Source organism: Variovorax sp. Varisp36, assembly GCF_047304235.1.
GTDB lineage: Bacteria > Pseudomonadota > Gammaproteobacteria > Burkholderiales > Burkholderiaceae_C > Variovorax.
This window is the reverse complement of record NZ_JBGLYU010000009.1, coordinates 111,261-131,223: the sequence shown is the minus strand read 5'-3', so window position 1 is coordinate 131,223 and position 19,963 is coordinate 111,261. Positions and strand designations below refer to the sequence as shown.

General features: G+C 68.1%; 22 protein-coding genes. 13 read left to right on the top strand and 9 right to left on the bottom strand.

What is annotated here, in order from left to right:
- Window positions 1-30 precede the first annotated feature (30 nt).
- Entirely contained in the window at window positions 31-996 is a 966-nt protein-coding gene (gene argF / locus ACCD11_RS08435; protein ID WP_413313500.1) for an ornithine carbamoyltransferase, read from the bottom strand.
- Window positions 993-2,201, bottom strand: a complete 1,209-nt coding sequence (locus ACCD11_RS08430) for an aspartate aminotransferase family protein (protein WP_007831350.1) — start codon at window positions 2,199-2,201, stop codon at window positions 993-995. Before ACCD11_RS08430 ends, argF begins: the two co-directional genes overlap by 4 nt.
- Window positions 2,202-2,362: 161 nt before the next feature.
- Here ACCD11_RS08430 and ACCD11_RS08425 point away from each other — a divergent pair, with 161 nt between their 5' ends.
- Entirely contained in the window at window positions 2,363-2,686 is a 324-nt protein-coding gene (locus ACCD11_RS08425) for a DUF3579 domain-containing protein (RefSeq protein ID WP_007831348.1), read from the top strand.
- A gap of 147 nt (window positions 2,687-2,833) precedes the next feature.
- Here ACCD11_RS08425 and rpsT read toward each other — a convergent pair whose 3' ends face one another.
- The gene (rpsT, locus tag ACCD11_RS08420) at window positions 2,834-3,148 is read right to left on the bottom strand and encodes a 30S ribosomal protein S20 (RefSeq protein WP_007831346.1); all 315 of its coding nucleotides are present in this window, start codon (window positions 3,146-3,148) and stop codon (window positions 2,834-2,836) included.
- A 119-nt stretch (window positions 3,149-3,267) separates the two neighbouring features.
- On the opposite strand from rpsT, the gene murJ reads away from it, so the two are divergent.
- The 7 genes from murJ (at window position 3,268) to ACCD11_RS08385 (ending at window position 10,174) form a co-directional block, all read left to right on the top strand.
- Window positions 3,268-4,821 (top strand): murein biosynthesis integral membrane protein MurJ, encoded by a 1,554-nt coding sequence (murJ, locus tag ACCD11_RS08415; RefSeq protein WP_413313497.1) that lies wholly within the window; start codon window positions 3,268-3,270, stop codon window positions 4,819-4,821.
- A 74-nt stretch (window positions 4,822-4,895) separates the two neighbouring features.
- Entirely contained in the window at window positions 4,896-5,747 is an 852-nt protein-coding gene (locus ACCD11_RS08410) for a SirB1 family protein (protein ID WP_007831342.1), read from the top strand.
- 1 nt (window position 5,748) lies between these two features.
- Entirely contained in the window at window positions 5,749-6,177 is a 429-nt protein-coding gene (locus ACCD11_RS08405; protein ID WP_007831340.1) for a bleomycin resistance protein, read from the top strand.
- 142 nt (window positions 6,178-6,319) lie between these two features.
- Window positions 6,320-6,751: a YciI family protein gene (locus ACCD11_RS08400; RefSeq protein WP_413313495.1), complete on the top strand. Its 432-nt coding sequence runs from the start codon at window positions 6,320-6,322 to the stop codon at window positions 6,749-6,751.
- 47 nt (window positions 6,752-6,798) lie between these two features.
- Window positions 6,799-7,224 carry a YciI family protein gene (locus ACCD11_RS08395; RefSeq protein ID WP_007831336.1) on the top strand — a complete coding sequence of 142 codons (426 nt, stop codon included), beginning with the start codon at window positions 6,799-6,801 and terminating at the stop codon, window positions 7,222-7,224.
- On the top strand, window positions 7,221-8,519 hold the full coding sequence (locus ACCD11_RS08390; protein ID WP_413313493.1) for an RNA polymerase sigma factor: 1,299 nt from the start codon (window positions 7,221-7,223) through the stop codon (window positions 8,517-8,519). Before ACCD11_RS08395 ends, ACCD11_RS08390 begins: the two co-directional genes overlap by 4 nt.
- Before the next feature lie 47 nt (window positions 8,520-8,566).
- On the top strand, window positions 8,567-10,174 hold the full coding sequence (locus tag ACCD11_RS08385; protein WP_413313491.1) for a M14 family metallocarboxypeptidase: 1,608 nt from the start codon (window positions 8,567-8,569) through the stop codon (window positions 10,172-10,174).
- A gap of 28 nt (window positions 10,175-10,202) precedes the next feature.
- On the opposite strand, the gene ACCD11_RS08380 is transcribed toward ACCD11_RS08385, so the two are convergent.
- From ACCD11_RS08380 to purM, 5 genes are all read right to left on the bottom strand, one after another.
- Entirely contained in the window at window positions 10,203-11,204 is a 1,002-nt protein-coding gene (locus tag ACCD11_RS08380) for a GlxA family transcriptional regulator (protein ID WP_413313489.1), read from the bottom strand.
- Window positions 11,168-11,788: a DJ-1/PfpI family protein gene (locus ACCD11_RS08375; RefSeq protein ID WP_413313487.1), complete on the bottom strand. Its 621-nt coding sequence runs from the start codon at window positions 11,786-11,788 to the stop codon at window positions 11,168-11,170. The genes ACCD11_RS08380 and ACCD11_RS08375 overlap by 37 nt, the downstream gene beginning before the upstream one ends.
- Window positions 11,785-12,357 carry a cysteine hydrolase family protein gene (locus ACCD11_RS08370; RefSeq protein ID WP_413313485.1) on the bottom strand — a complete coding sequence of 191 codons (573 nt, stop codon included), beginning with the start codon at window positions 12,355-12,357 and terminating at the stop codon, window positions 11,785-11,787. The genes ACCD11_RS08375 and ACCD11_RS08370 overlap by 4 nt, the downstream gene beginning before the upstream one ends.
- Before the next feature lie 119 nt (window positions 12,358-12,476).
- Window positions 12,477-13,559: an AI-2E family transporter gene (locus ACCD11_RS08365; RefSeq protein ID WP_007831328.1), complete on the bottom strand. Its 1,083-nt coding sequence runs from the start codon at window positions 13,557-13,559 to the stop codon at window positions 12,477-12,479.
- Between the two features lie 50 nt (window positions 13,560-13,609).
- Window positions 13,610-14,650, bottom strand: coding sequence for a phosphoribosylformylglycinamidine cyclo-ligase (purM, locus tag ACCD11_RS08360; RefSeq protein ID WP_413313483.1), 1,041 nt, complete (start codon window positions 14,648-14,650; stop codon window positions 13,610-13,612).
- Window positions 14,651-14,790: 140 nt separating this feature from the next.
- On the opposite strand from purM, the gene hda reads away from it, so the two are divergent.
- The 5 genes from hda (at window position 14,791) to ACCD11_RS08335 (ending at window position 19,506) form a co-directional block, all read left to right on the top strand.
- On the top strand, window positions 14,791-15,477 hold the full coding sequence (gene hda, locus ACCD11_RS08355; RefSeq protein WP_235505650.1) for a DnaA regulatory inactivator Hda: 687 nt from the start codon (window positions 14,791-14,793) through the stop codon (window positions 15,475-15,477).
- 26 nt (window positions 15,478-15,503) lie between these two features.
- A complete protein-coding gene (gene pcnB, locus ACCD11_RS08350) occupies window positions 15,504-17,102 on the top strand; it encodes a polynucleotide adenylyltransferase PcnB (RefSeq protein WP_413313482.1) in 1,599 nt (532 codons plus the stop codon).
- Window positions 17,099-17,710 carry a 2-amino-4-hydroxy-6-hydroxymethyldihydropteridine diphosphokinase gene (folK, locus tag ACCD11_RS08345; RefSeq protein ID WP_007831320.1) on the top strand — a complete coding sequence of 204 codons (612 nt, stop codon included), beginning with the start codon at window positions 17,099-17,101 and terminating at the stop codon, window positions 17,708-17,710. The genes pcnB and folK overlap by 4 nt, the downstream gene beginning before the upstream one ends.
- A 126-nt stretch (window positions 17,711-17,836) precedes the next feature.
- Window positions 17,837-18,481 carry a DUF47 domain-containing protein gene (locus ACCD11_RS08340; RefSeq protein WP_007831315.1) on the top strand — a complete coding sequence of 215 codons (645 nt, stop codon included), beginning with the start codon at window positions 17,837-17,839 and terminating at the stop codon, window positions 18,479-18,481.
- A gap of 14 nt (window positions 18,482-18,495) precedes the next feature.
- Window positions 18,496-19,506 (top strand): inorganic phosphate transporter, encoded by a 1,011-nt coding sequence (locus ACCD11_RS08335; protein WP_007831314.1) that lies wholly within the window; start codon window positions 18,496-18,498, stop codon window positions 19,504-19,506.
- Between the two features lie 3 nt (window positions 19,507-19,509).
- On the opposite strand, the gene ACCD11_RS08330 is transcribed toward ACCD11_RS08335, so the two are convergent.
- Window positions 19,510-19,956 carry a TM2 domain-containing protein gene (locus ACCD11_RS08330; protein ID WP_007831313.1) on the bottom strand — a complete coding sequence of 149 codons (447 nt, stop codon included), beginning with the start codon at window positions 19,954-19,956 and terminating at the stop codon, window positions 19,510-19,512.
- Between the last annotated feature and the right edge of the window lie 7 nt (window positions 19,957-19,963).

Below are 19,963 nucleotides of genomic sequence, written 5' to 3'. Positions count from 1 at the left end.
ACACGAAGTGCGCGGAGCCTGGGGGAGTGCCTATAACTTGCCGAGGAGCAGGAACTCCATCAGCGCCTTCTGCGCATGCAGCCGGTTCTCGGCCTCGTCCCACACCACCGACTGCGGCCCGTCGATCACTTCGGCCTGCACTTCCTCGCCGCGGTGCGCGGGCAGGCAGTGCATGAAGAGGGCGTCGGGCTGCGCGATGCGCATCATGTCCTCGTCGACGCACCAGTCGGCAAAGGCCTTGCGGCGCGCCTCGTTCTCGGCCTCGTAGCCCATGCTGGTCCAGACGTCGGTGGTGACGAGGTCGGCGCCGCGGCAGGCCTCCATCGGGTCCTGGAAGACCTTGTAGCTGTCGCCCGAGCGAATGCCCGCGATCGACTGGTCGACCTCGTAGCCGCTGGGCGTGCTCACGTGCACCGTGAAGTCCAGGATCTCGGCCGCCTGCAGCCAGGTGTTGGCCATGTTGTTGCCGTCGCCGACCCAGGCCACGGTCTTGCCCTTGAGGCACGAAAGTGCATCGCCTCCCGCGTCGCGCGAACCGCGGTGCTCGATGTAGGTGAAGATGTCCGCGAGGATCTGGCAGGGGTGGAATTCGTTGGTCAGGCCGTTGATGACCGGAACGCGCGAGTGCGCGGCGAAGGCGTCGATCTTGGTCTGCTCGTACGTGCGGATCATCACGAGGTCGACCATGCGGCTGATGACCTTGGCGCTGTCCTCGATGGGCTCGGCGCGGCCCAGCTGGCTGTCGCCGGTGGTCAGGTGCACCACGCTGCCGCCGAGCTGGTACATGCCGGCCTCGAAGCTCACGCGGGTGCGCGTGCTGGCCTTCTCGAAGATCATGGCCAGCGTGCGGTCGACCAGCGGCTGGTGCTTCTCGTAGGTCTTGAACTTCTTCTTGATGATCGCCATGCGATCGAAGAGGTAGGCATATTCGTCGGCCGTGAAGTCCGAGAACTGCAGGTAGTGGCGGATGGCGTTGGGCGTGGCGGCGGTCGTCATTGCGCTGCAGGCTCCGACAGGAAGGTTTTCACGATCGGCGCGAGGATGGCGACGATCTCGTCGGCTTCGGCCGTGGTCAGGATGAGCGGCGGCACGAGGCGGATCACCTTGTCGGCCGTCACGCTCAGCAGGAGGCCCGCGTCGCAGGCGCGGTTCAGGATCACGCCGCAGGGGCGGTCGAGCTCGATGCCGAGCATCAGGCCCTGTCCGCGGATTTCCTTCACGCCCGGCAGGCCGCCGATTTCGCGCTCCAGCGCGGCCTTCAGGTGGGCGCCCACGGTGGCAGCGTTCTCGAGCAGCTGGTGCTCTTCCATGATGCGGATGGTTTCGATGCCGGCGCGCATCGCGAGCGGGTTGCCCCCGAATGTGGTGCCGTGGTTGCCGGGCCCGAAGATGTTGGCGGCCTTGGGGCCGGCCACCACGGCGCCGATCGGCACGCCCGAGCCCAGGCCCTTGGCCAGCGGCATGACGTCGGGCTTGATGCCCGCCCACTGGTGGGCGAACCATTTGCCGGTACGGCCCATGCCGCACTGCACCTCGTCGATCATCATGAGCCAGTCGCGCTCGTCGCACAGGGCGCGCACCTGCTTCAGGTATTCCCAGCGCATCGGGTTGATGCCGCCTTCGCCCTGGATGGTTTCGAAGAACACGGCCACAACATTGGGGTTGCCTTCGGTGGCCTTCTTCAGTGCCTCGATGTCGTTCAGCGGCACGCGGATGAAGCCCTCGACCAGCGGGCCGAAGCCGGCCTGCACCTTGGGATTGCCGGTGGCCGAGAGGGTGGCGATGCTGCGGCCGTGGAAGGCGGCTTCGTAGACGACGATCTCGGGGCGCTCGATGCCCTTGTCATGGCCGAACTTGCGGGCCAGCTTCAATGCGGCTTCGTTGGCTTCGAGGCCCGTGCAGCAGAAGAACGCGTTGGTGAGGCCCGAGATTTCGGTCAGCTTGGTGGCGAGCTGCTCCTGGCCGGTCACGTGGTAGTAGTTGGAACTGTGGATCAGCTTGGTCAGCTGGTCCTGCAGGGCGGGCACCAGCTCGGGGTGGTTGTGGCCCAGGGTGTTCACTGCGATGCCGCCGAGGCCGTCGATGTAGGCCTTGCCCGTGGTGTCCCAGACTCGGCAGCCCTGGCCGTGCGACAGCGCGATCGGCAGGCGACCGTAGGTGTTCATGACGTGGGGCGAGGTGGGCTGGGCGGTAGCGCTCATTCGGGTTCTCCAGATAGGGAACGCGGATTCTAGGCGTGCGGTTTGACGGCTTCGTTGAGGATTGCGCATTACAGCAATGCCCCGTGTTCAGGATGCAAAAAGTGCCGCGGATAGAATCGCTTGCTGCACCGCAGCACCTGCTCCGGTCGCCTCATTCAACGATGATTTCCTCCACTGCCAAAGAAATCTTCATCCAGGGAATTACCAAGGATGGCCGGACCTTTCGCCCGAGCGATTGGGCCGAGCGCCTGGCCGGCGTCATGAGCTCTTTTCGCCCCGGCGGCGCCTTTCCGGGCAGCTACCTGAGCTATTCGCCCTGGTGCGTGCCGACGACCATCAATGGCGTGAAGTGCGTGGTCGTGAACCGAGCGCTGCGCGACGCCGAGCCCATGGCTTGGGACTTCTGTGTGAATTTCGCCAAGGACAACGATCTGCAGGTCGCCGAAGCCTGTCTGGTTCCCGACACCCCACCCCCAAAGGCCTGACCGGCCTTTTTTCTTGTCCGTCCCCTGGTTTCATGAACCAGCCGGGCATGAAAAAACCGCCCGAAGGCGGTTTTTTACACTTTGCTGCAGCGCACCCCGATCAAACGGCGGACCGGAGGATTCCGATCCGGGCTTGCCTGACAGGTGTCAGGCGGCGGCCTTTTCAGGCGCCAGGGCGAGGGCCTTGACCTTGGCCGACAGGCGGCTCTTGTCGCGGGCGGCCTTGTTCTTGTGGAAGATGCCCTTGTCGGCGACGGTGTCGACGATGCTCTGGGCCTTCGCGAACAGTTCGCTTGCCTTGGTCTTGTCGCCAGCCAGAACAGCCTTTTCGACGTTCTTGACAGCGGTACGGTATTTGGAGCGCAGCGAGGTGTTCGCGGCGTTGAGCTTGGTGTCCTGGCGGACGCGCTTACGGCCGGAGGCGAGGCGCGGGTTCTTCTTCTTGGGCTTGGCGGATGCCATATTTAATGTTCCTTAGGTGTCTGAGGATGATGCAGCAAAGCCCTCGATTATAGGCCGGGTTGCCTTTTCCGCCGAATCGGCCCGTTTCAGGGGTTTGGCGGGCCCTACACTCGGCCCCCGTGTCCCTGCTCAAATCCGCCTCCACCGTCTCCCTGCTGACCCTCGCCTCGCGGATCACGGGCCTCGTGCGCGACGTGCTGTTTGCCTCGGTTTTCGGCGTCAGCGCGCTGACCGACGCGTTCAACGTCGCATTCCGCATCCCCAACCTGTTCCGGCGGGTCTTCGGCGAAGGCGCCTTCAGCCAGGCCTTCGTGCCGGTGCTGGCCGCGCGCAAGGCCGAAGCCGGGGAGGAGGGCGCCAGGCAGCTCATCGACCACGTTGCCACGCTGTTGACCTGGACGCTGCTGATCGTCTGCGTGGCAGGCGTGGCCGGCGCGCCCCTGCTGGTCTGGGCCATGGCCAGCGGGCTGCCCGGCTTCGACGCCGCCATCGTCATGACGCGTTGGATGTTCCCGTATATCGGCTTCATGTCGCTGGTGGCGCTGGCGGGCGGCATTCTCAACACCTGGCGCAAGTTCGCGGTGCCGGCGGCCTCGCCGGTGCTGCTCAACGTGGCGCTGATCCTGTCGATTCTGGTCGGGGCGCCGCTTTTCCGGCACTGGGGCATCGAGCCGATCTATGCACAGTGCGTGGGCGTGATGGTGGGCGGCGTGCTGCAGCTTGCGCTGCAGATGCCGGCACTGCGCAAGCTGGGGCTGATGCCGCGCGTGGGAACCAGCCTTCGGGCGCTGCGCACCGCCTGGACCGACCCGAACACGCGCAAGGTGCTCAGGCTGATGCTGCCCGCGCTGCTGGGTGTGAGCGTGGCGCAGATATCGCTGCTCATCAACACGCAGATCGCCTCCCACCTGGCGGTGGGCAGCGTCACCTGGATCACCAACGCCGACCGGCTGATGGAGTTTCCCACCGCGATGCTCGGCGTCGCCCTCGGCGTGGTGCTGATGCCGCAGCTGGCCGGCGCCCGCGCCGCCAAGGACGACGCGCGCTATTCCTCGCTGCTCGACTGGGGCCTGCGCCTCGTGGTGCTGCTGTCGGCGCCGTGCGCCGTCGCCTTGCTGCTGTTCGCAAAACCGCTGGTGGCGGTGCTCTTCCACAACGGCGCCTACTCGGGAGAGGACGTGGGCCGCACCACCCTGGCGCTGATGGGCTACGGCGTCGGGCTGGTCGGCATCGTGGCCGTGAAGGTGCTGGCACCCGGCTACTACGCCAAGCACGACACGCGCACGCCGATGCTCATTGCCGTGGGCGTGCTGGTGCTGACGCAGATCCTCAACATCTTCCTGGTGCCGGTGCTGCAGCACGCGGCGCTGACCCTGACCATCGCCATCGGCGCGCTGGTCAATTCGACGTGGCTGCTGGTCGGCCTGGTGCGCCGCGGCAGCTACAGGCCCGAGCCGGGCTGGGGCAGGTTCGCGCTGCAGGTGCTGGCCGGCACGCTGGTGCTGGCGGGCCTGTTGGTCTGGGGCTCGGCGCATTTCGACTGGATCGCTCTGCGCGACCAGCGCCTGCTGCGCATCGGCCTGCTCGCCGCGCTGATCGCCGGCGCCGCGCTGCTCTATTTCGCCGTGCTGGCGGCGGTGGGTGTGCGGCTGCGCAGCTTCGTTCGCCGCTGAACCCTCGCGCGCAGGCGCCGCAATCCGCACGTGTCCCGCCTTGACGCACCTGGCGGGCTCCTCTACAAAGACACATGACGTTCAGCTTTCAGGTTCCCACCGCACTGGAGTATTTCGAATCGCTGGTCTGCAGCGACGATCACTTTCCGCTGCTCGAAGCGGCCGCCAGCCTGGCGCAGGACGAATACCCCGAACTCGATGTGCAGCAGGTGCTGGGCGATGTCGACCAACTCCTCGCCCGCCTCAAGCGCCGCCTGCCGGCCGACGCCGCGCCACTGGCCCGCCTGCGCGCCCTGAACCAGTTCTTCTTCAACGACCTGAGCTTCGGCGGCAACGTCAACGACTACTACGACCCCGACAACAGCTACCTGAATGCCGTGCTGCGCACCCGCCGCGGCATTCCAATCTCGCTGGCCGTGCTGTGGATGGAGCTGGCGCAGGGCCTGGGCCTGCAGGCGCGCGGCATCGGCTTTCCGGGGCATTTCATGCTCAAGGTGACGCTGCCCAAGGGGCAGGTGGTGATCGATCCCTTCACCGGCAAGTCGCTGTCGCGCGAGGAACTGGGCGAGCGGCTCGAGCCCTACAAGCGCAGCAACGGCCTCGTCGGCGATTTCGACGTGCCGCTGGGCCTGTACCTGCAGCCTGCCAGTCCGCGCGAAATCATCGCCCGCATGCTGCGCAACCTGAAGGAAGTGCATCACGCGCAGGAAGACTGGCAGCGCGTCATCGCCGTGCAGGACCGCCTGATCGCGCTGCTGCCCAGCGCCTGGGGCGAGTACCGCGACCGCGGCGTCGCGCACGCCGAACAGGGCAACACGACGCAGGCCGTGCGCGACCTGGAAACCTACCTGGCGAAGGCCGAGGACGCCCTCGACATCGACGCGATTGCCGAGCGCGTCGCAACCCTTCGCCGCACGGCCAATTGAAATGGACGCGAAGGCCGGTGTGAGCCCGGCGCCCGATCTGGGCACCCTGCATGAATTCCATGGCGTTCAGCCGGTGCTGCCGGTGTCGGATGTCTCGCGCGCCGCGCGCTGGTTTCGCGACGTGCTGGGCTTCGAGCTCGATTTCATCGCGGGAGAGCCGCCCAGCTACGCCCGCGTGAAGAAGGGCGACCGCAGCTACGGCGACCCGGTCTACCTGCGGCTGTGGCAGTGCAACGCGCGCGAGGCCAAACCTTGGCGCGGCGAAATCGTGATCCACGTGGGCAAGGACATCGACGGGCTGCATGCCGCTTACGTGAAGCGCGGCGTGACGATCATCGAGCCGCCGGTCTCCCAGCCTTGGGGCCTGCGCGAATTCGCGATCCGCGAGCCCGACGGGCATGTGTTGCGCTTCTGCGGCTACCTGCCCTGAAGCCTCGAGTTTCTGAAGCACAAAATTACAAATAGATCGACGCGAGCGTGTCGATCCGTCTTCCGCTCGTCCGACGTGTGAACAGGAGCAGGCAAATTCCATCGAGCCGCTCCCAAGCTCATCAACCTTCAGGAGAAACGACATGCGATTCATGATTCTGGTCAAGGCCAACGCCGATTCCGAAGCCGGCGTGATGCCCAGCACCGAAATCCTCACCGCCATGGGCAAGTTCAACGAGGAACTGGTCAAGGCCGGCGTGCTGCTGGCTGGCGAAGGCCTGCACCCCAGCTCCAAGGGGGTGCGCGTGCGCTGCGAGGGTCCGGCCAAGCGCACCGTCATCGACGGCCCCTTCGCCGAGACCAAGGAGCTGCTGGCCGGCTTCTGGTTGTTCCAGTGCAAGTCCAAGGAAGAAGCCATCGAATGGATCAAGCGCAGCCCGTTCCAGGAAGGCGAGATCGAGATCCGCCAGGTGTTCGAGGCGGCCGACTTCGGCGACTCGATGACGCCCGAGCTGCTCGCCCAGGAAGACCGCCTGCGGGCCGAGACCGAGGCCCGCGCCAAGGCCGGCGGCTGAAGCGGCCGCCAGCACAACGCAACCGGACCTACCCAAGGAGACGCACCATGCGATTCATGCTGCTGATGATTCCCCACGGCTACGAAACCGCCGCGCCCGGCACCATGCCCGACGACGTCGAGGCGGTGTCGGCCATGATGGCCTACAACGAGTCGCTGCAGAAAGCCGGCGTGCTGATCAGCTGCGACGGCCTGCATCCCCCCTCGATGGGCGCGCGCGTGAGCTTCAAGGACCGCAAGCCCACCGTGGTCGATGGCCCCTTTGCCGAGGCGAAGGAAGTGCTCGGCGGCTTCTGGATCATCGACGTGCCCTCGCGCGCCGCCGCCATCGAATGGGCCAGCCGCTGCCCGGGCGGCGACAACGAGGTCATCGAGGTGCGCCAGATCCAGGAGATCGGCGACTTCCCGGCCGACGTGCAGGCCGTGGCCACCGAATTCACGTCGATGCAGACGGTGAAGAAGACCGGCGCATGAGCCACGGCGAGGGCCGCGCGGACACCGCCGCCATCCGCCGCACCATCGAGGCGGTATGGCGCATCGAGTCCGCGAAGATCATCGCCACTGTCGCGCGCATGGTGCGCGACGTGGGGCTGGCCGAAGAGCTGGCCCAGGACGCGCTGGTCTCCGCCCTCGAGCAATGGAGCGAATCGGGCGTGCCCGACAACCCGGCGGCCTGGCTCACGGCAGTGGCCAAGCGCCGCGCCCTCGACCGCCTGCGCCACCTGCAACTGGCCGAACGCAAGGCCGGCGAGATCGGCCGCGAACTCGACGCCCGGCACGACATGGCGCAGCACGATTTCGCCGAGGCGGTCGATGCCGCGCTCGACGACGACATCGGCGACGACCTGCTGCGCCTGGTGTTCACCGCCTGTCACCCGGTGCTGTCGACCGAGGCGCGCGTGGCGCTCACGCTGCGGCTGATGGGCGGCCTCACCACCGGCGAGATCGCTCGCGCCTTCCTCGTGCCCGAAGCCACCGTGGCGCAGCGCATCGTGCGCGCCAAGCGCACGCTGGCCGAGGCGCGCGTGCCTTTCGAGGTGCCGCGCCGGCACGAGCTCGAGGCACGGCTCGCCTCGGTGCTCGAAGTGCTCTATCTGATCTTCAACGAAGGCTATTCGGCCACCGCCGGCGACGACTGGATGCGTCCGGCGCTGTGCGACGAAGCCATGCGCCTGGGCCGCATCGTGGCCGAGCTGGTGCCCGGCGAATCCGAAGTGCACGGCCTCGTGGCGCTGATGGAAATCCAGGCCTCCCGCACCGCCGCGCGTGTGGGTGCCTCGGGCGAACCGGTGCTGCTGCTCGAACAGAGCCGGGCGCGCTGGGACCAGATGCTGATCCGCCGCGGCCTCGCGGCGCTCACGCGCGCCGAGTCGCTCGGCGGCGCGCTCGGCCCCTATGCGCTGCAGGCGGCCATCGCCGCCTGCCACGGCCGCGCGCGCACCGCCGACGAGACCGACTGGGGCCGCATCGCCGCGCTCTACGACGCGCTGGCCGAGCTCACGCCGTCGCCCATCGTCGAACTCAACCGTGCGGTGGCGCTGTCGATGGCGTTCGGGCCGGCCGCGGGGCTGGAGGTTGTGGACGCGCTCACGGGCGAGCCGGCACTGCAGGGCTACCACCTGCTGCCGACCGTGCGCGGCGACCTGCTCTTCAAGCTCGGCCGCCGCGACGAGGCGCGCAAGGAATTCGATCGCGCGGCTTCGCTCACCCGCAACACGCGCGAACGGGCGCTCCTGCTGGCACGTGCGCGGGCGTGCACCCTGAACTGAGCGCCTGCCGAAGCTGCGGCAGCCTGGGCGAGAGGAAAATGCGCGCCATGCGCCGCACCCCTGCCTTCCGTTTCCTGTGCATCCTTGGCCTGACCTTGCTGTCGGCCGCATCGGCCTGTGCCCAGTTCGATCCTGCCAAGGTGTGGGTCGAACCGCCGGCCATCGCGGCGCGCTTTCCCGATCCGCCCGTGAGCTACGCCACGCCGGGCTTTCGCGCCGGCCGCACCGATTTCGCTTCGCACGCCGAGATGCTGGCCTTTCTCGATGACCTGGCGCGCCAGTCGCCGAACGTGCGCGTCGAACGCCTGGGCGTGTCGCAACAGGGGCGCGAGATGCCGCTGGTGCTGCTTGCCGATCAGGGCCGCGTCGATCCTGCGCGGCCCACCGTCATGGTGATCGGCCAGCAACACGGCAACGAGCCAGCCGGCGGCGAAGCGGTGCTGGCCCTGGCGCAGCAGTTCGCCAGCGGGCCGGGCGCGGCGCTGCTGCAGAAGGTGAACCTCGTGCTGCTGCCGCGCGGCAACCCTGACGGCGCGGAGCACTTCACCCGCGTCACCGCCAACGGCATCGACGTGAACCGCGACCACCTGTTGCTGCGTACGCCCGAGGCCCGCTCGATCGCGGCCGCCACCCTGCGCTTTCGGCCGCAGGTGGTGCTCGACCTGCACGAGTTCACCGTCGGCGGCCGCTGGATCGACAAGTTCGGCGCGGTCATGAAGTACGACGGCCTGCTGCAGCCCGCCACCGTGGGCAACCTCGACGCCGCCATTGCCGCGAGCGCGCAGCGCGACTACATCGACGCCGTCCAGGCTGCGTTCACGCAGGCGGGGCTGCAGGGCTTCAAGTACCACACCACTTCTGGCGGCAAGAGCGCCGACCGCACCGTCTCGATGGGCGGTGTGCAGCCCGACACCGGCCGCAATGTGAGCGGCCTGCATCAGGCCGTGAGCCTGCTGCTGGAAGTGCGGGGCGTGGGGCTGGGCCGCGCGCATTTCGCCCGTCGCGTGTACACGCAGGTGCTGGCCGCCACCACCGTCATCGAGACGGCGGCGCGCCAGGGCCCGGCGCTGATGCAGCTCACCGCGCAGGCCGGCCAGCGCGCCAAGGCCGACGCCTGCCACGGAGACCTCGTGGTCGAGGCCTGGCAGACGACGGCGCGCCAGCGCCTGGACTTTCTCGACGAGAAGAGCGGGGAAGAAAAGGCGATCGACGTCGAGTGGCGCGCGGCCGAGCCGCTGAAGGTCGCCAATGCGCGCCCGCGCCCGTGCGGCTATCTGCTGGCGGCCAGTGAAACGGTGGCCGTGCAGCGCCTGCAGATGCTGGGCGTGCGCGTCGAGCGCATCGACAGCGCCGCGCCGTGGCAGGTCGAGCGCTACGAGATCCTGTCGCAGAGCGACGGCCAGCGCCAGGACGCGCGCGGCGCCATCGAGGACGGCGAGGCGATCCGCGCCCTCCGCGTGCGGCCAAGGATGGGGCGTGCCGTGATGCCGCCGGGCAGCTTCTATGTGTCGCTGGCGCAGCCGCTGTCGCCCTTGGTCAGCGCCGCGCTGGAGCCCGATTCGCAGAACAGCTATGCGGCCAACCGCCTGCTGGAGATCGGCGACGACAAGCTGCTGCGTGTGACCGGCCCCGCGCCTGCGGGCGTCTGGCACTGAGCGCCCCGGGGCGCAGCCCGAACACCCGTCAGGTTTTCAGCGGCGTATTCGCCTCGGACGGCGAACCCGGCAAGCCGAACTGGTGCCACGCGCGACGCAACTGCGTATCGGAGCCGAAGCCCGACAGTTCCGCCGCTCGCGTGACGTTCGCACCCGAGGCCAGCGCCAGTTGCGCGGCCGCCAGCCGCAGCCGGCGCAGGTACGCCAGCGGCGCCACGCCCGCATGCTCGACGAACAGGCGCGTGAGATGCCGCGCCGAGGTGTGCGCCACCTCCGCCATGCGCGGCACGCTCCACTCGGCCTGAGGCTGTTCGCTGACCGCGTCCTGCACCCGGTGCAGCGCGGCATGCAGATGGTTGCGGTAGGCGAGAAAGGGCGACAGCTCCGGATCGTTCGGGCCGCGCCGCAGCGCCACCACCATGGTCTGCGCCACCTGGGCCGCGAGGGCTTCGCCGCAAATCTCGCCGATGCGGTGCAGCACGAGGTCGATGCCGGTCGTGACGCCCGCGCTGCTGTAGAGCGGCGGGTCGATCACGAAGACGCGGTTGGCCACCACGTCGCAGCGTGGCTCCACCGTGCGCAGTTCGTCCAGGTGATGGTGGTGTGTGGTGGCGCGTCGGCCCGCGAGCGCGCCGGCATGCGCCGCAAGCACGGCGCCGGCGCAGATCGTCACCAGCTCCAGCCGGCTGCGCTCGAAGCGCAGGCCGCGCAGCCAGTGCAACAGGTCTTGCGCCTCGGGATTGTCGATGGCGATGCTGTTCCCGGGCAGGCCGACCAGCACCACCCAGGCCGGGCCGTCCCACCGCGTGGGCAGCGACGCCAGCCCGGTGAGCGCAACGCCGACCGAGCTGAGGGAATCGGGCCGGGGGCTCGCGAACTCGAGCGTGAAGCGCTCAGGCTGGCCCGTTGCGCGCAGCCGCTGGTTGGCGATGCGCAGGGCCTCGGCCGGGCCGGCCCAGTCGAGCACCAGGCCGCCGGGCAGGAGCGCGAAGACTACGCGGATGGGCTGTTGCTGCTGTTGTGGGTCCATGCGTAGTCCATCTGGCGCGCGGTGCGCTCGGCCAGTTCGCGTCCGGCCAGGCGTTCGACCAGGTGCAGGCTCATGTCTATGCCCGCGCTGATGCCGGCCGAGCTGACGATGCGGCCGCTGTCGACCCAGCGCACGCCTTCGCGCACATCGAGTCGCGGAAACTGCGCGCGCAGGTCGGCGATGTCTTCCCAGTGCGTGGTGACCGCTTGGTGCGTGGCCACGCCGCTCTTCGCGAGCAGGAAGGCGCCGGTGCAGACCGATGCCACGAGCTGCGCGTCGGCTGCGCTTTTCGCGATCCAGCGCAAGGTGTCGGGGCTGGCCATCGGCACATCGACCACGCCGCCGGGAACGATCAATACGTCGGCTTTCGGGCTGCCTTCGAGCGTTTGGTCGGCCAGCAGGCGAAGGCCCGCGCGCGCCTGCACGGGCGATGCCTGTGCGACCGGGGCCACCTCGAACGGCGCGGCCGTGCCGGGCTGCATCCGTTGGCTGACGCGGCTGGCGGTGGTGAACACCTCGAAGGGACCGGCAAAGTCGAGTGCTTCGACGCCGTCGTAGGCCAGGATCAGCACGCGCAGGCTCATGCGCTTGCCTCCGCGCCGGCGCGTTCCAGCGCCTGCGCCACGCTGCAGACCGTCGCGAACCGGCCGTGCAGCACGGTGGCGGTGCGCGCCTTGATGTCGGCGGCGGCCAGCGGCCGGCCGTCGGGCTGGGTCATGTCGAAGGTCAGGGTGGCGTCGGTCACGTAGTCGACTTCCCAGCCCAGGTCCGAGGCATGGCGTGTGGTGGTTTCGCAGCATTGCTCGGTGCGGATGCCGCTCACGATGAGCCGGCCGATGCCGTTCTGCGTGAGCCAGATGTCCAGTCCGCTGTTGACCAGCGCGCTGTGGCGGTGCTTGGTGAAGGTGGCCGCGGCCTCGAAATCAGCCAGGCCTTCTATGGGCCGGATGTGGCCCGATTCGACCGCGAAGGGATTGCTCGCGTCGGCCGGTTCGTCGACGTGGAAGACCCGCACGATCGGCGTGCCGGCAGCGGCGCAGCCTGCGATGAGCGTGTTCTGCGCGGCGAGGTAGGGAGCGGCCTGGCGTTCGTCCCAGTAGGGGCGCTGGCGAAACGACGCCTGGGCGTCAATCACAATCAGACAGGTTTTCATGGCGGTGGCTCGCAAGGGCGGAATGAATGATGCGCCTATTCTTGTGCGTTGCCAGCCCAGGGTCCGTTCGGGAGCGGACCAGAATCGATCAGATCAGGACATCGCCGGGTACCGTCTTTTCAGACCAGCGCCGCCGCCTGCAGCTCTTTCTTCAGGTACGCGTAGTACAGCGGCGCCGCCACCAGCCCGGCCGGCCCGAACACCGCCTCGGCCACGAACATCACGGCCAGCAGCTCCCACACGCTCATCTGCGTGCGCGCGCCGACCACCTTGGCGTTGATGACGTACTCGGCCTTGTGGATCACGATCAGGAAGATCAGGCAGGCCAGCGCCGTGACCGGCGACACCGAGAGGCCCACCAGCGTGATCACCGAGTTGCAGACCAGGTTGCCCACGATCGGCACCAGTCCGGCCAGGAAGGTGAGGGTGATGAGCGCCGGCGTGTACGGCAGGTGCGCGCCCCACAGCGGCATGACGAACAGCAGGAAGATGGCGGTCAGCAGCGTGTTGAAGGCCGCAATCCAGAACTGGGCCGCCACGATCTGGCCGAAGGCCTCGCCGAAGGTCTGCACGCGCTGGTGCAGCTGCTCGGCCAGCGGCATCCGGCGCAGCGGCGCGTGCGACACGGCGGCCAGGCTGCCCACGATCAGGCCCACGTACGAAAACAGGATGCCGTGCAGCCAGGCCCGCCCGGCCACGGCGAGCGAACCGGCCTGCGCGCGCAGGTAGTTGGCGATCACGCGCTGGATTTCGGCGGCGCCCTCGGGCAGGTAGACCGCGATCTCGACCGGCAGCTTGGAGCGCAGCTCGAGCACCGTGCGCGCCGTGTAGTCGAGCAGCTCGCGGTACTGGTCGGGCGCGTCGACGATGTATTCGCGGGCCTGCGACAGCAGCAGCGTGATCAGCGCAATCGGCCCCACCAGCACGACGACGACGGCCAGCACGCGTGCCCAGCCGTCGGTGCGCTGGCTGGGGGCCGGATTGCGCCGCGTGTCGCCAGCCAGCAGCCGCGCGAACCACCGCGTGGCCAGGAAGCCGATGCATACGCAGAGCAATCCTGGCAGCAGGTGCTCCCACATCACCAGCATCAGCGTTCCCAGCATCAGCAGGTAGCTTGCGATCGTCACGCCGCGCGAGGCCGTGGCGCGGTGAATGGGGACCGTCGGAACGGCGGTGGTGACGGGTTGCGGCTTCTTGGCCATCCGGGGGTGTCAGGCGCTCTGTTCGGAAAAGTGGAAGGTGCGGCCGCCGCTCAGCCGACGACCACCGCGGCGCCTTCGCCGCGCGCGGCGATCACGCCGATCTCGTGCACCGATTCGCCAGCGGCGCGCAGCGTGGCCGCGCAGGCGGCGGCTTCTGCCGCATCGATCACCACGACCATGCCGATGCCGTTATTGAAGGTGCGGTTCATCTCGATGTCGTCGATGCCGGCCACCTTCTGCAGCCAGGCGAACAGCTCCGTCTGCGGCCAGCTGCCCTTCTTGAGGTGGGCGGCTGTGCCTTCGGGCAGCACGCGCGGGATGTTCTCGAGCAGGCCGCCGCCGGTGATGTGGGCCAGCGCCTTGATCGGATGCTTGGCCAGCGCCTCGAGCACCGGCTTCACGTAGAGGTGGGTGGGTTCCATCACGGCTTGGCGGAAGGGCTTGCCGTCGAGCGTGGCGGGCAGATCGGTGCCGGCGCGCTCGATCACCTTGCGCACGAGGCTGAAACCATTGGAATGCACGCCGGCCGAGGCCAGGCCCAGCACCACGTCGCCGGGCTTGACGTTCTGGCCCGTGAGGATCTTCGACTTCTCGACCGCGCCGACCGCGAAGCCCGCGAGGTCGTATTCGCCGGCCGGGTACATGCCGGGCATTTCAGCGGTCTCGCCGCCGATGAGGGCGCAGCCCGACAGCTCGCAGCCGCGCGCGATGCCGCCGATGACGGCCGCGGCCGTGTCGACTTCGAGCTTGCCGCAGGCGAAGTAGTCGAGGAAGAACAGGGGCTCGGCGCCCTGCACCAGCACGTCGTTGACGCTCATGGCCACGAGGTCGATGCCGACCGTGTCGTGCATGTTCCATTCGAAAGCCAGCTTGAGCTTGGTGCCCACGCCGTCGGTGCCGCTCACCAGCACTGGCTCCTTGTAGCGCTTGGGCACCTCGAACAGGGCGCCGAAGCCGCCGATGCCGGCCAGCACGCCCTCGCGCAGGGTTTTCTTGGCCAGCGGCTTGATGCGATCGACCAGCGCGTCGCCGGCATCGATGTCGACACCGGCGTCCTTGTAGCTGAGCGGGGTGGGCGTGGAGGAGGTCATGGGTGGTCGAGGTCGGGAGGGACGCGAAAGGATGCGGAGAGTAGGAGCGGAAGGCGGCTCCGGCAACCATGTTGGCCGGGCCGATAGAATTCCTCACGATTTTAAGGGCCCTCGCGGCCCCCTCCATGAACCTTCCCGGGATGAAACAGCTCGCGCTCGATATCGGCATTGCGACGGGCCCCAGCTTCGACGCCTTTTTTGCCGGCCCCAACGAGGCGGCGCTGCGGCACCTGCAAGTGTGGGTGGGCGGCGCCGGCAGCCCTGCGCTGCACTCGCCGGTGCCCACCTACTTGTGGGGCGAAGGCGGCAGCGGCAAGACCCATCTGCTCGAATCGGTGCGTGTCGCACTGCGCGAGCAGGGCGCCAGCGTGGGCTGGCTGCACGCCGGCCTGCTGGAGCCGCCCGAGTTCGACGAGCGCTGGGGCGCCGTGCTGCTCGACGACGTCCACCTCTATACCGCCGTGCAGCAGCACGCGGCCTTCAACTGGTTCGTCAACGCCCAGACCCTGCAGCGCGGCGTGGTCGCCGCCGGCGCCCTGCCGCCGGCCGACCTGCCGCTGCGCGAAGACCTGCGCACCCGCCTCGGCTGGGGCCACGTGTTCCACTTGCAGGTGCTGAGCGAAAGCGAACGCCGCGCGGTGCTGCGCCAAGCCGCCGATGCGCGCGGCGTGATGCTGTCCGACGAAGTGCTCGACTACATGCTGCACCGCTTCAGCCGCGACCTCGGCAGCCTGATGGAGCTGCTCACGCAGCTCGACGGCTATGCCCTGCAGACGCAACGCGCGATCACCATTCCGCTGATCCGCTCCATGCTCGAGAACGAATAAAGAGCGAACAAGGCTTCCAACCAACAATGATCAAGAAATTCATCGACAAGCTGCTCGGCAAGAACGCCGGCGGCGCACAGGGCAAGAGCCGCTTCGGCAAGCGCCAGGAGGTGCCGGCAGAGGTTCACAAGATCGATCCGGCCCTGGTCGACGAACGCGCGAAGAACGTGGTCACCACGTTGCAGCAGGCCGGCTACGAGGCCTACGTGGTGGGCGGCGCGGTGCGCGACCTGCTGCTGGGGCTGCGACCGAAAGACTTCGACGTGGCAACCAACGCCACGCCCGAGCAGGTCAAGTCGCTGTTTCGTCGCGCCTTCATCATCGGGCGGCGCTTTCGCATCGTGCACGTGGTGTACGGCCGTGGGCGCGAGCACGAGGTGATCGAGGTTTCGACTTTCCGCGCCTACATGGACAACGCCGCCGCCGAGCAGGTTGCAGGCAACGAGCGCACCAGCAAGGGCGAGCTCGCGAGCATGAAACACGCCGTGGACGCCAGCGGCCGGGTGCTGCGCGACAACGTCTGGGGTCCGCAGGAAGAAGACGCGGCGCGCCGCGACTTCACCGTCAACGCGATGTACTACGACCCGGCCAACCAGGTCGTGGTCGACTATCACAACGGCATCAAGGACGCCCAGAAGCTCACGCTGCGGATGATCGGCGACCCGGCCACGCGGTACCGCGAAGACCCGGTGCGCATCATTCGCGCCATCCGCTTCTCGGCCAAGCTCGCCGCGCTGGGCTTCAAGATGGAAGCCAAGACGGCGGCTCCACTGGTCGAATCGAGCAGGCTGCTGGCCGACGTGCCGCAGAGCCGCCTGTTCGACGAGATGCTCAAGCTGCTGCAGACCGGCCACGCCGTCGCGACGGTCGAGCAACTGAACAAGCTCGGCCTGGCCCGTGGCATCTACCCGCTGCTCGACGTGGTGGTCGAGCGCGCTGACCAGCCCTTCGTGAAGGCGGCCCTGCAGGACACCGACCGCCGCGTCGGCGAAGGCAAGCCCGTGGCGCCCAGCTTCCTGCTGGCCTGCGTGCTGTGGGCCGACGTGCGCGACGGCTGGGCGCAGCGCCAGGAGGGCCGGCACGGCCAGCGCGCGCAACCGCCGTTCCCGGCGTTGCAGGACGCCATCGACGACGTGTTCAACGCCCGTATCGGCGATGTCTCGGGCCGCGGCAAGCTGGCCGCCGACATGCGCGAGATCTGGATGATGCAGCCGCGTTTCGACAAGCGCACCGGCTCCACGCCCTACAGCCTGGTCGAGCAGGCGCGCTTCCGCGCCGCCTTCGACTTCATGCGCCTGCGCGCCGACGTGGGTGAAGTCGGCGAGGCGATTGCCGAGTGGTGGCAGGAGTTCAGCATCGCCGACGACGTGCGCCGGCAGGACCTGCTGGAGCAGGTGCGCGAAGAGCAGAAAGTGCGCCAGCGCGTGCGGGTGCGCGAAACCCCGCCGCCGAAGCCGCGCAGCGTGCCGGTGGCGCGCCAGGACGCCGATTCGGACGCCGAGGACGAGGTCGAAGTCGAAGCCGGCGCCGTGCCGCCCGATGGCGAGGCCGTGCCGCGCAAACGCCGGCGTCGCCGCAAGCCGCGTTCCGCGGGTGGAGGCGGCGAGAGCGCCGCAGGCGCATGAGCGCGTCCGGCAAGCCGAAGGACGGCAAGAAAAGCGGCGCCCCCACGGGCAAGCCGGCAGGGGCCAGGCCCGCGGGTGCCAAGGGCGCGCCCGCGGCTCGGCGAGCGCCCACGCGGTCTCCGGGCCGCGTGCGGGAGGACTATCCGACTGTGCAGGCTTTCGTCGCCATCGGCGCCAACCTCGGCGATGCCCAGGCGGCCGTCAAGGCGGCCATGGATGCTCTGGGCGCATTGCAGCGAACCCAGGTGACGGCCCGCTCGTCGCTCTATCGCAGCGCGCCGGTCGATGCCACGGGCCCCGATTTCATCAACGCTGTGGTGGCCTTGCGCACCGGGCTCGACGCCGAGCAGCTGCTCGTCGCCCTGCAGCGTCTCGAGACGCAGGCCGGGCGCGAGCGGGCTTTTCCCAACGCGCCGCGCACGCTCGATCTCGACCTGCTGATGCACGGCAATTCGGTGATGGACACGCCCGAGCTGACCCTGCCGCACCCCCGCATGCGTGACCGCGCCTTCGTGCTGAAGCCGCTGGCCGAGATCGCGCCCGACAAGGTGCCGCGCGCTGCGCTGGCCCGTGTGTCGGGCCAGGTGATCGAACGCATCCGGAACTGACCGGGCAACGGGCCTGGAACCCCGGCGCAGCGGTCCGGTTCCGGGCTCCCATTACACTTGCGCGGTTTTTCACGACTCCGTCACACGTTTGTGGCTGGGCGAGACCCGAGATCCCAGGAGAGCGCCATGTTCGGCAAGCTGCTGCCCCGCGAGGGGAATTTTTTTGAGATGTTCAACCAGCACGCCGAGCGCATCGTCGAGGCAGCGCGCGCGTTCGAGCAACTGGTCGCCAACTACAACGACGTGCACCTGCGCGAGCAGTACAACCGCGACGTCGACAACGCCGAGCGAGCCGCCGACCGCGTGACGCACGACGTCAACCGGCTGATCCACAAGACCTTCATCACACCCATCGACCGCGAGCAGATCCACAAGCTCATCAACACGATGGACGACGTGGCCGACCTGATCCAGGACTCCGCCGAGACCATGGCGCTGTACGACGTGCGCCACATGACCGAAGAGATCGTGCGCCTCACGGCCCTGAGCGTGAAGTGCTGCGACCGCCTGAAGGACGCCGTCAAGTTCCTCGGCAAGATCGCCGACCCGGCCGTGGCCGAGGCCACGCTGAAGACCTGCGAGGAAATCGACCGCCTCGAGTCGGACGCCGACCGCGTGATGCGCAGCGCCATGAGCAAGTTGTTCCGCGAGGAGCCCGACGTGCGCGAAGTGATCAAGCTCAAGGCGATCTACGAGCTGCTGGAAACGATCACCGACAAGTGCGAGGACGTGGCCAATGTGATCGAGGGCATCGTCCTCGAGAATTCCTGAGCGGGTAGCGACCGATGGCAACGGTTCAGGTCGCCCTCTGGGTGGTGATAGTGCTGGTCGTGCTCGCGATCCTGTTCGACTTCATGAACGGGTTCCACGATGCCGCCAATTCGATCGCGACGGTGGTGTCCACCGGGGTGCTCAAGCCGGGGCAGGCCGTGGTGTTCGCGGCCTTCTTCAACCTGATCGCGATCTTCATCTTCCACCTGAGCGTGGCGGCCACCGTGGGCAAGGGCATTGCCCAGCCGGGAGTGGTCGACGTGCACGTGGTGTTCGGCGCGCTCGTCGGCGCCATCAGCTGGAACCTCGTGACCTGGTACTACGGCATCCCGAGCAGCTCGTCGCACGCACTGATCGGCGGCATCGTGGGCGCGGTGATCTCCAAGACCGGCACCAGCGGGCTGGTCGCCGCGGGCATCTGGAAGACAGTCGCTTTCATCTTCGTTTCGCCGCTGCTCGGCTTCGTGCTGGGCTCGATGATGATGGTGCTGGTCGCCTGGGGCTTCCGGCGTGCCACGCCTTCGCGGGTGGACCGCTGGTTCCGGCGGCTGCAGCTGGTTTCGGCCGGCGCCTACAGCCTGGGCCACGGCGGCAACGATGCGCAGAAGACCATCGGCATCATCTGGATGCTGCTGATCGCTACCGGCTATGCCAACGCCGGGGACGCGAACCCGCCGACCTGGACCATCGTGAGCTGCTATACCGCGATCGCGCTGGGCACCATGTTCGGCGGCTGGCGCATCGTGAAGACGATGGGCCAGAAGATCACCAAGCTCAAGCCGGTCGGCGGCTTCTGCGCCGAGACGGGCGGGGCGCTGACGCTGTTCCTGGCGACGGCGCTGGGCATCCCGGTGTCGACCACGCACACGATCACCGGCGCCATCGTCGGCGTGGGTTCCGCACAGCGCGCCAGCGCGGTGCGCTGGGGCGTGGCGGGCAACATCGTGTGGGCGTGGATCTTCACGATCCCCGCTTCGGCGTTCGTCGCCGCAATCGCCTACTGGATCAGCCTGCAGGTGTTCTGACGGCTACTGGGAGATTTTCCGGCCCTCTTCGATCTGGTGTTCGAAGTAGCGTTGGAAGCTGAACACGATGCTGGCCATCAGGATCGTGCTGCCGAAGAAAAGGGCCAGCACCACTGCACCGATGGTGAACCAGTTCGTGCGGCCAGGTTCGGCGTCGGCAGAGGCGCCGGCGTTGTAGCGGGTGTTCCATTTCTCGGGCGTCATCAGGCCATAGACGATGGCCGTCAGCGCGCAGCCTGCGATGGTGAAACCCAGCAGCGGGATCAGCGCCCAGCTCAGCCCGTCGTCCACGCCGTACATGCGCACGCGCTCTATGCCGTAGATGCCCAGTGCCGTGGGAATGGGCAGCAGCCAGCCGAGCCAGTCGCCCATGCCGCGCAGGTAGAAGCGGTGCAGACCCAGCGGGCCGCCGAGGAAAGAGAGCCAGGCGGCGGTGGTCTTGTTTTTCATTCGGGTG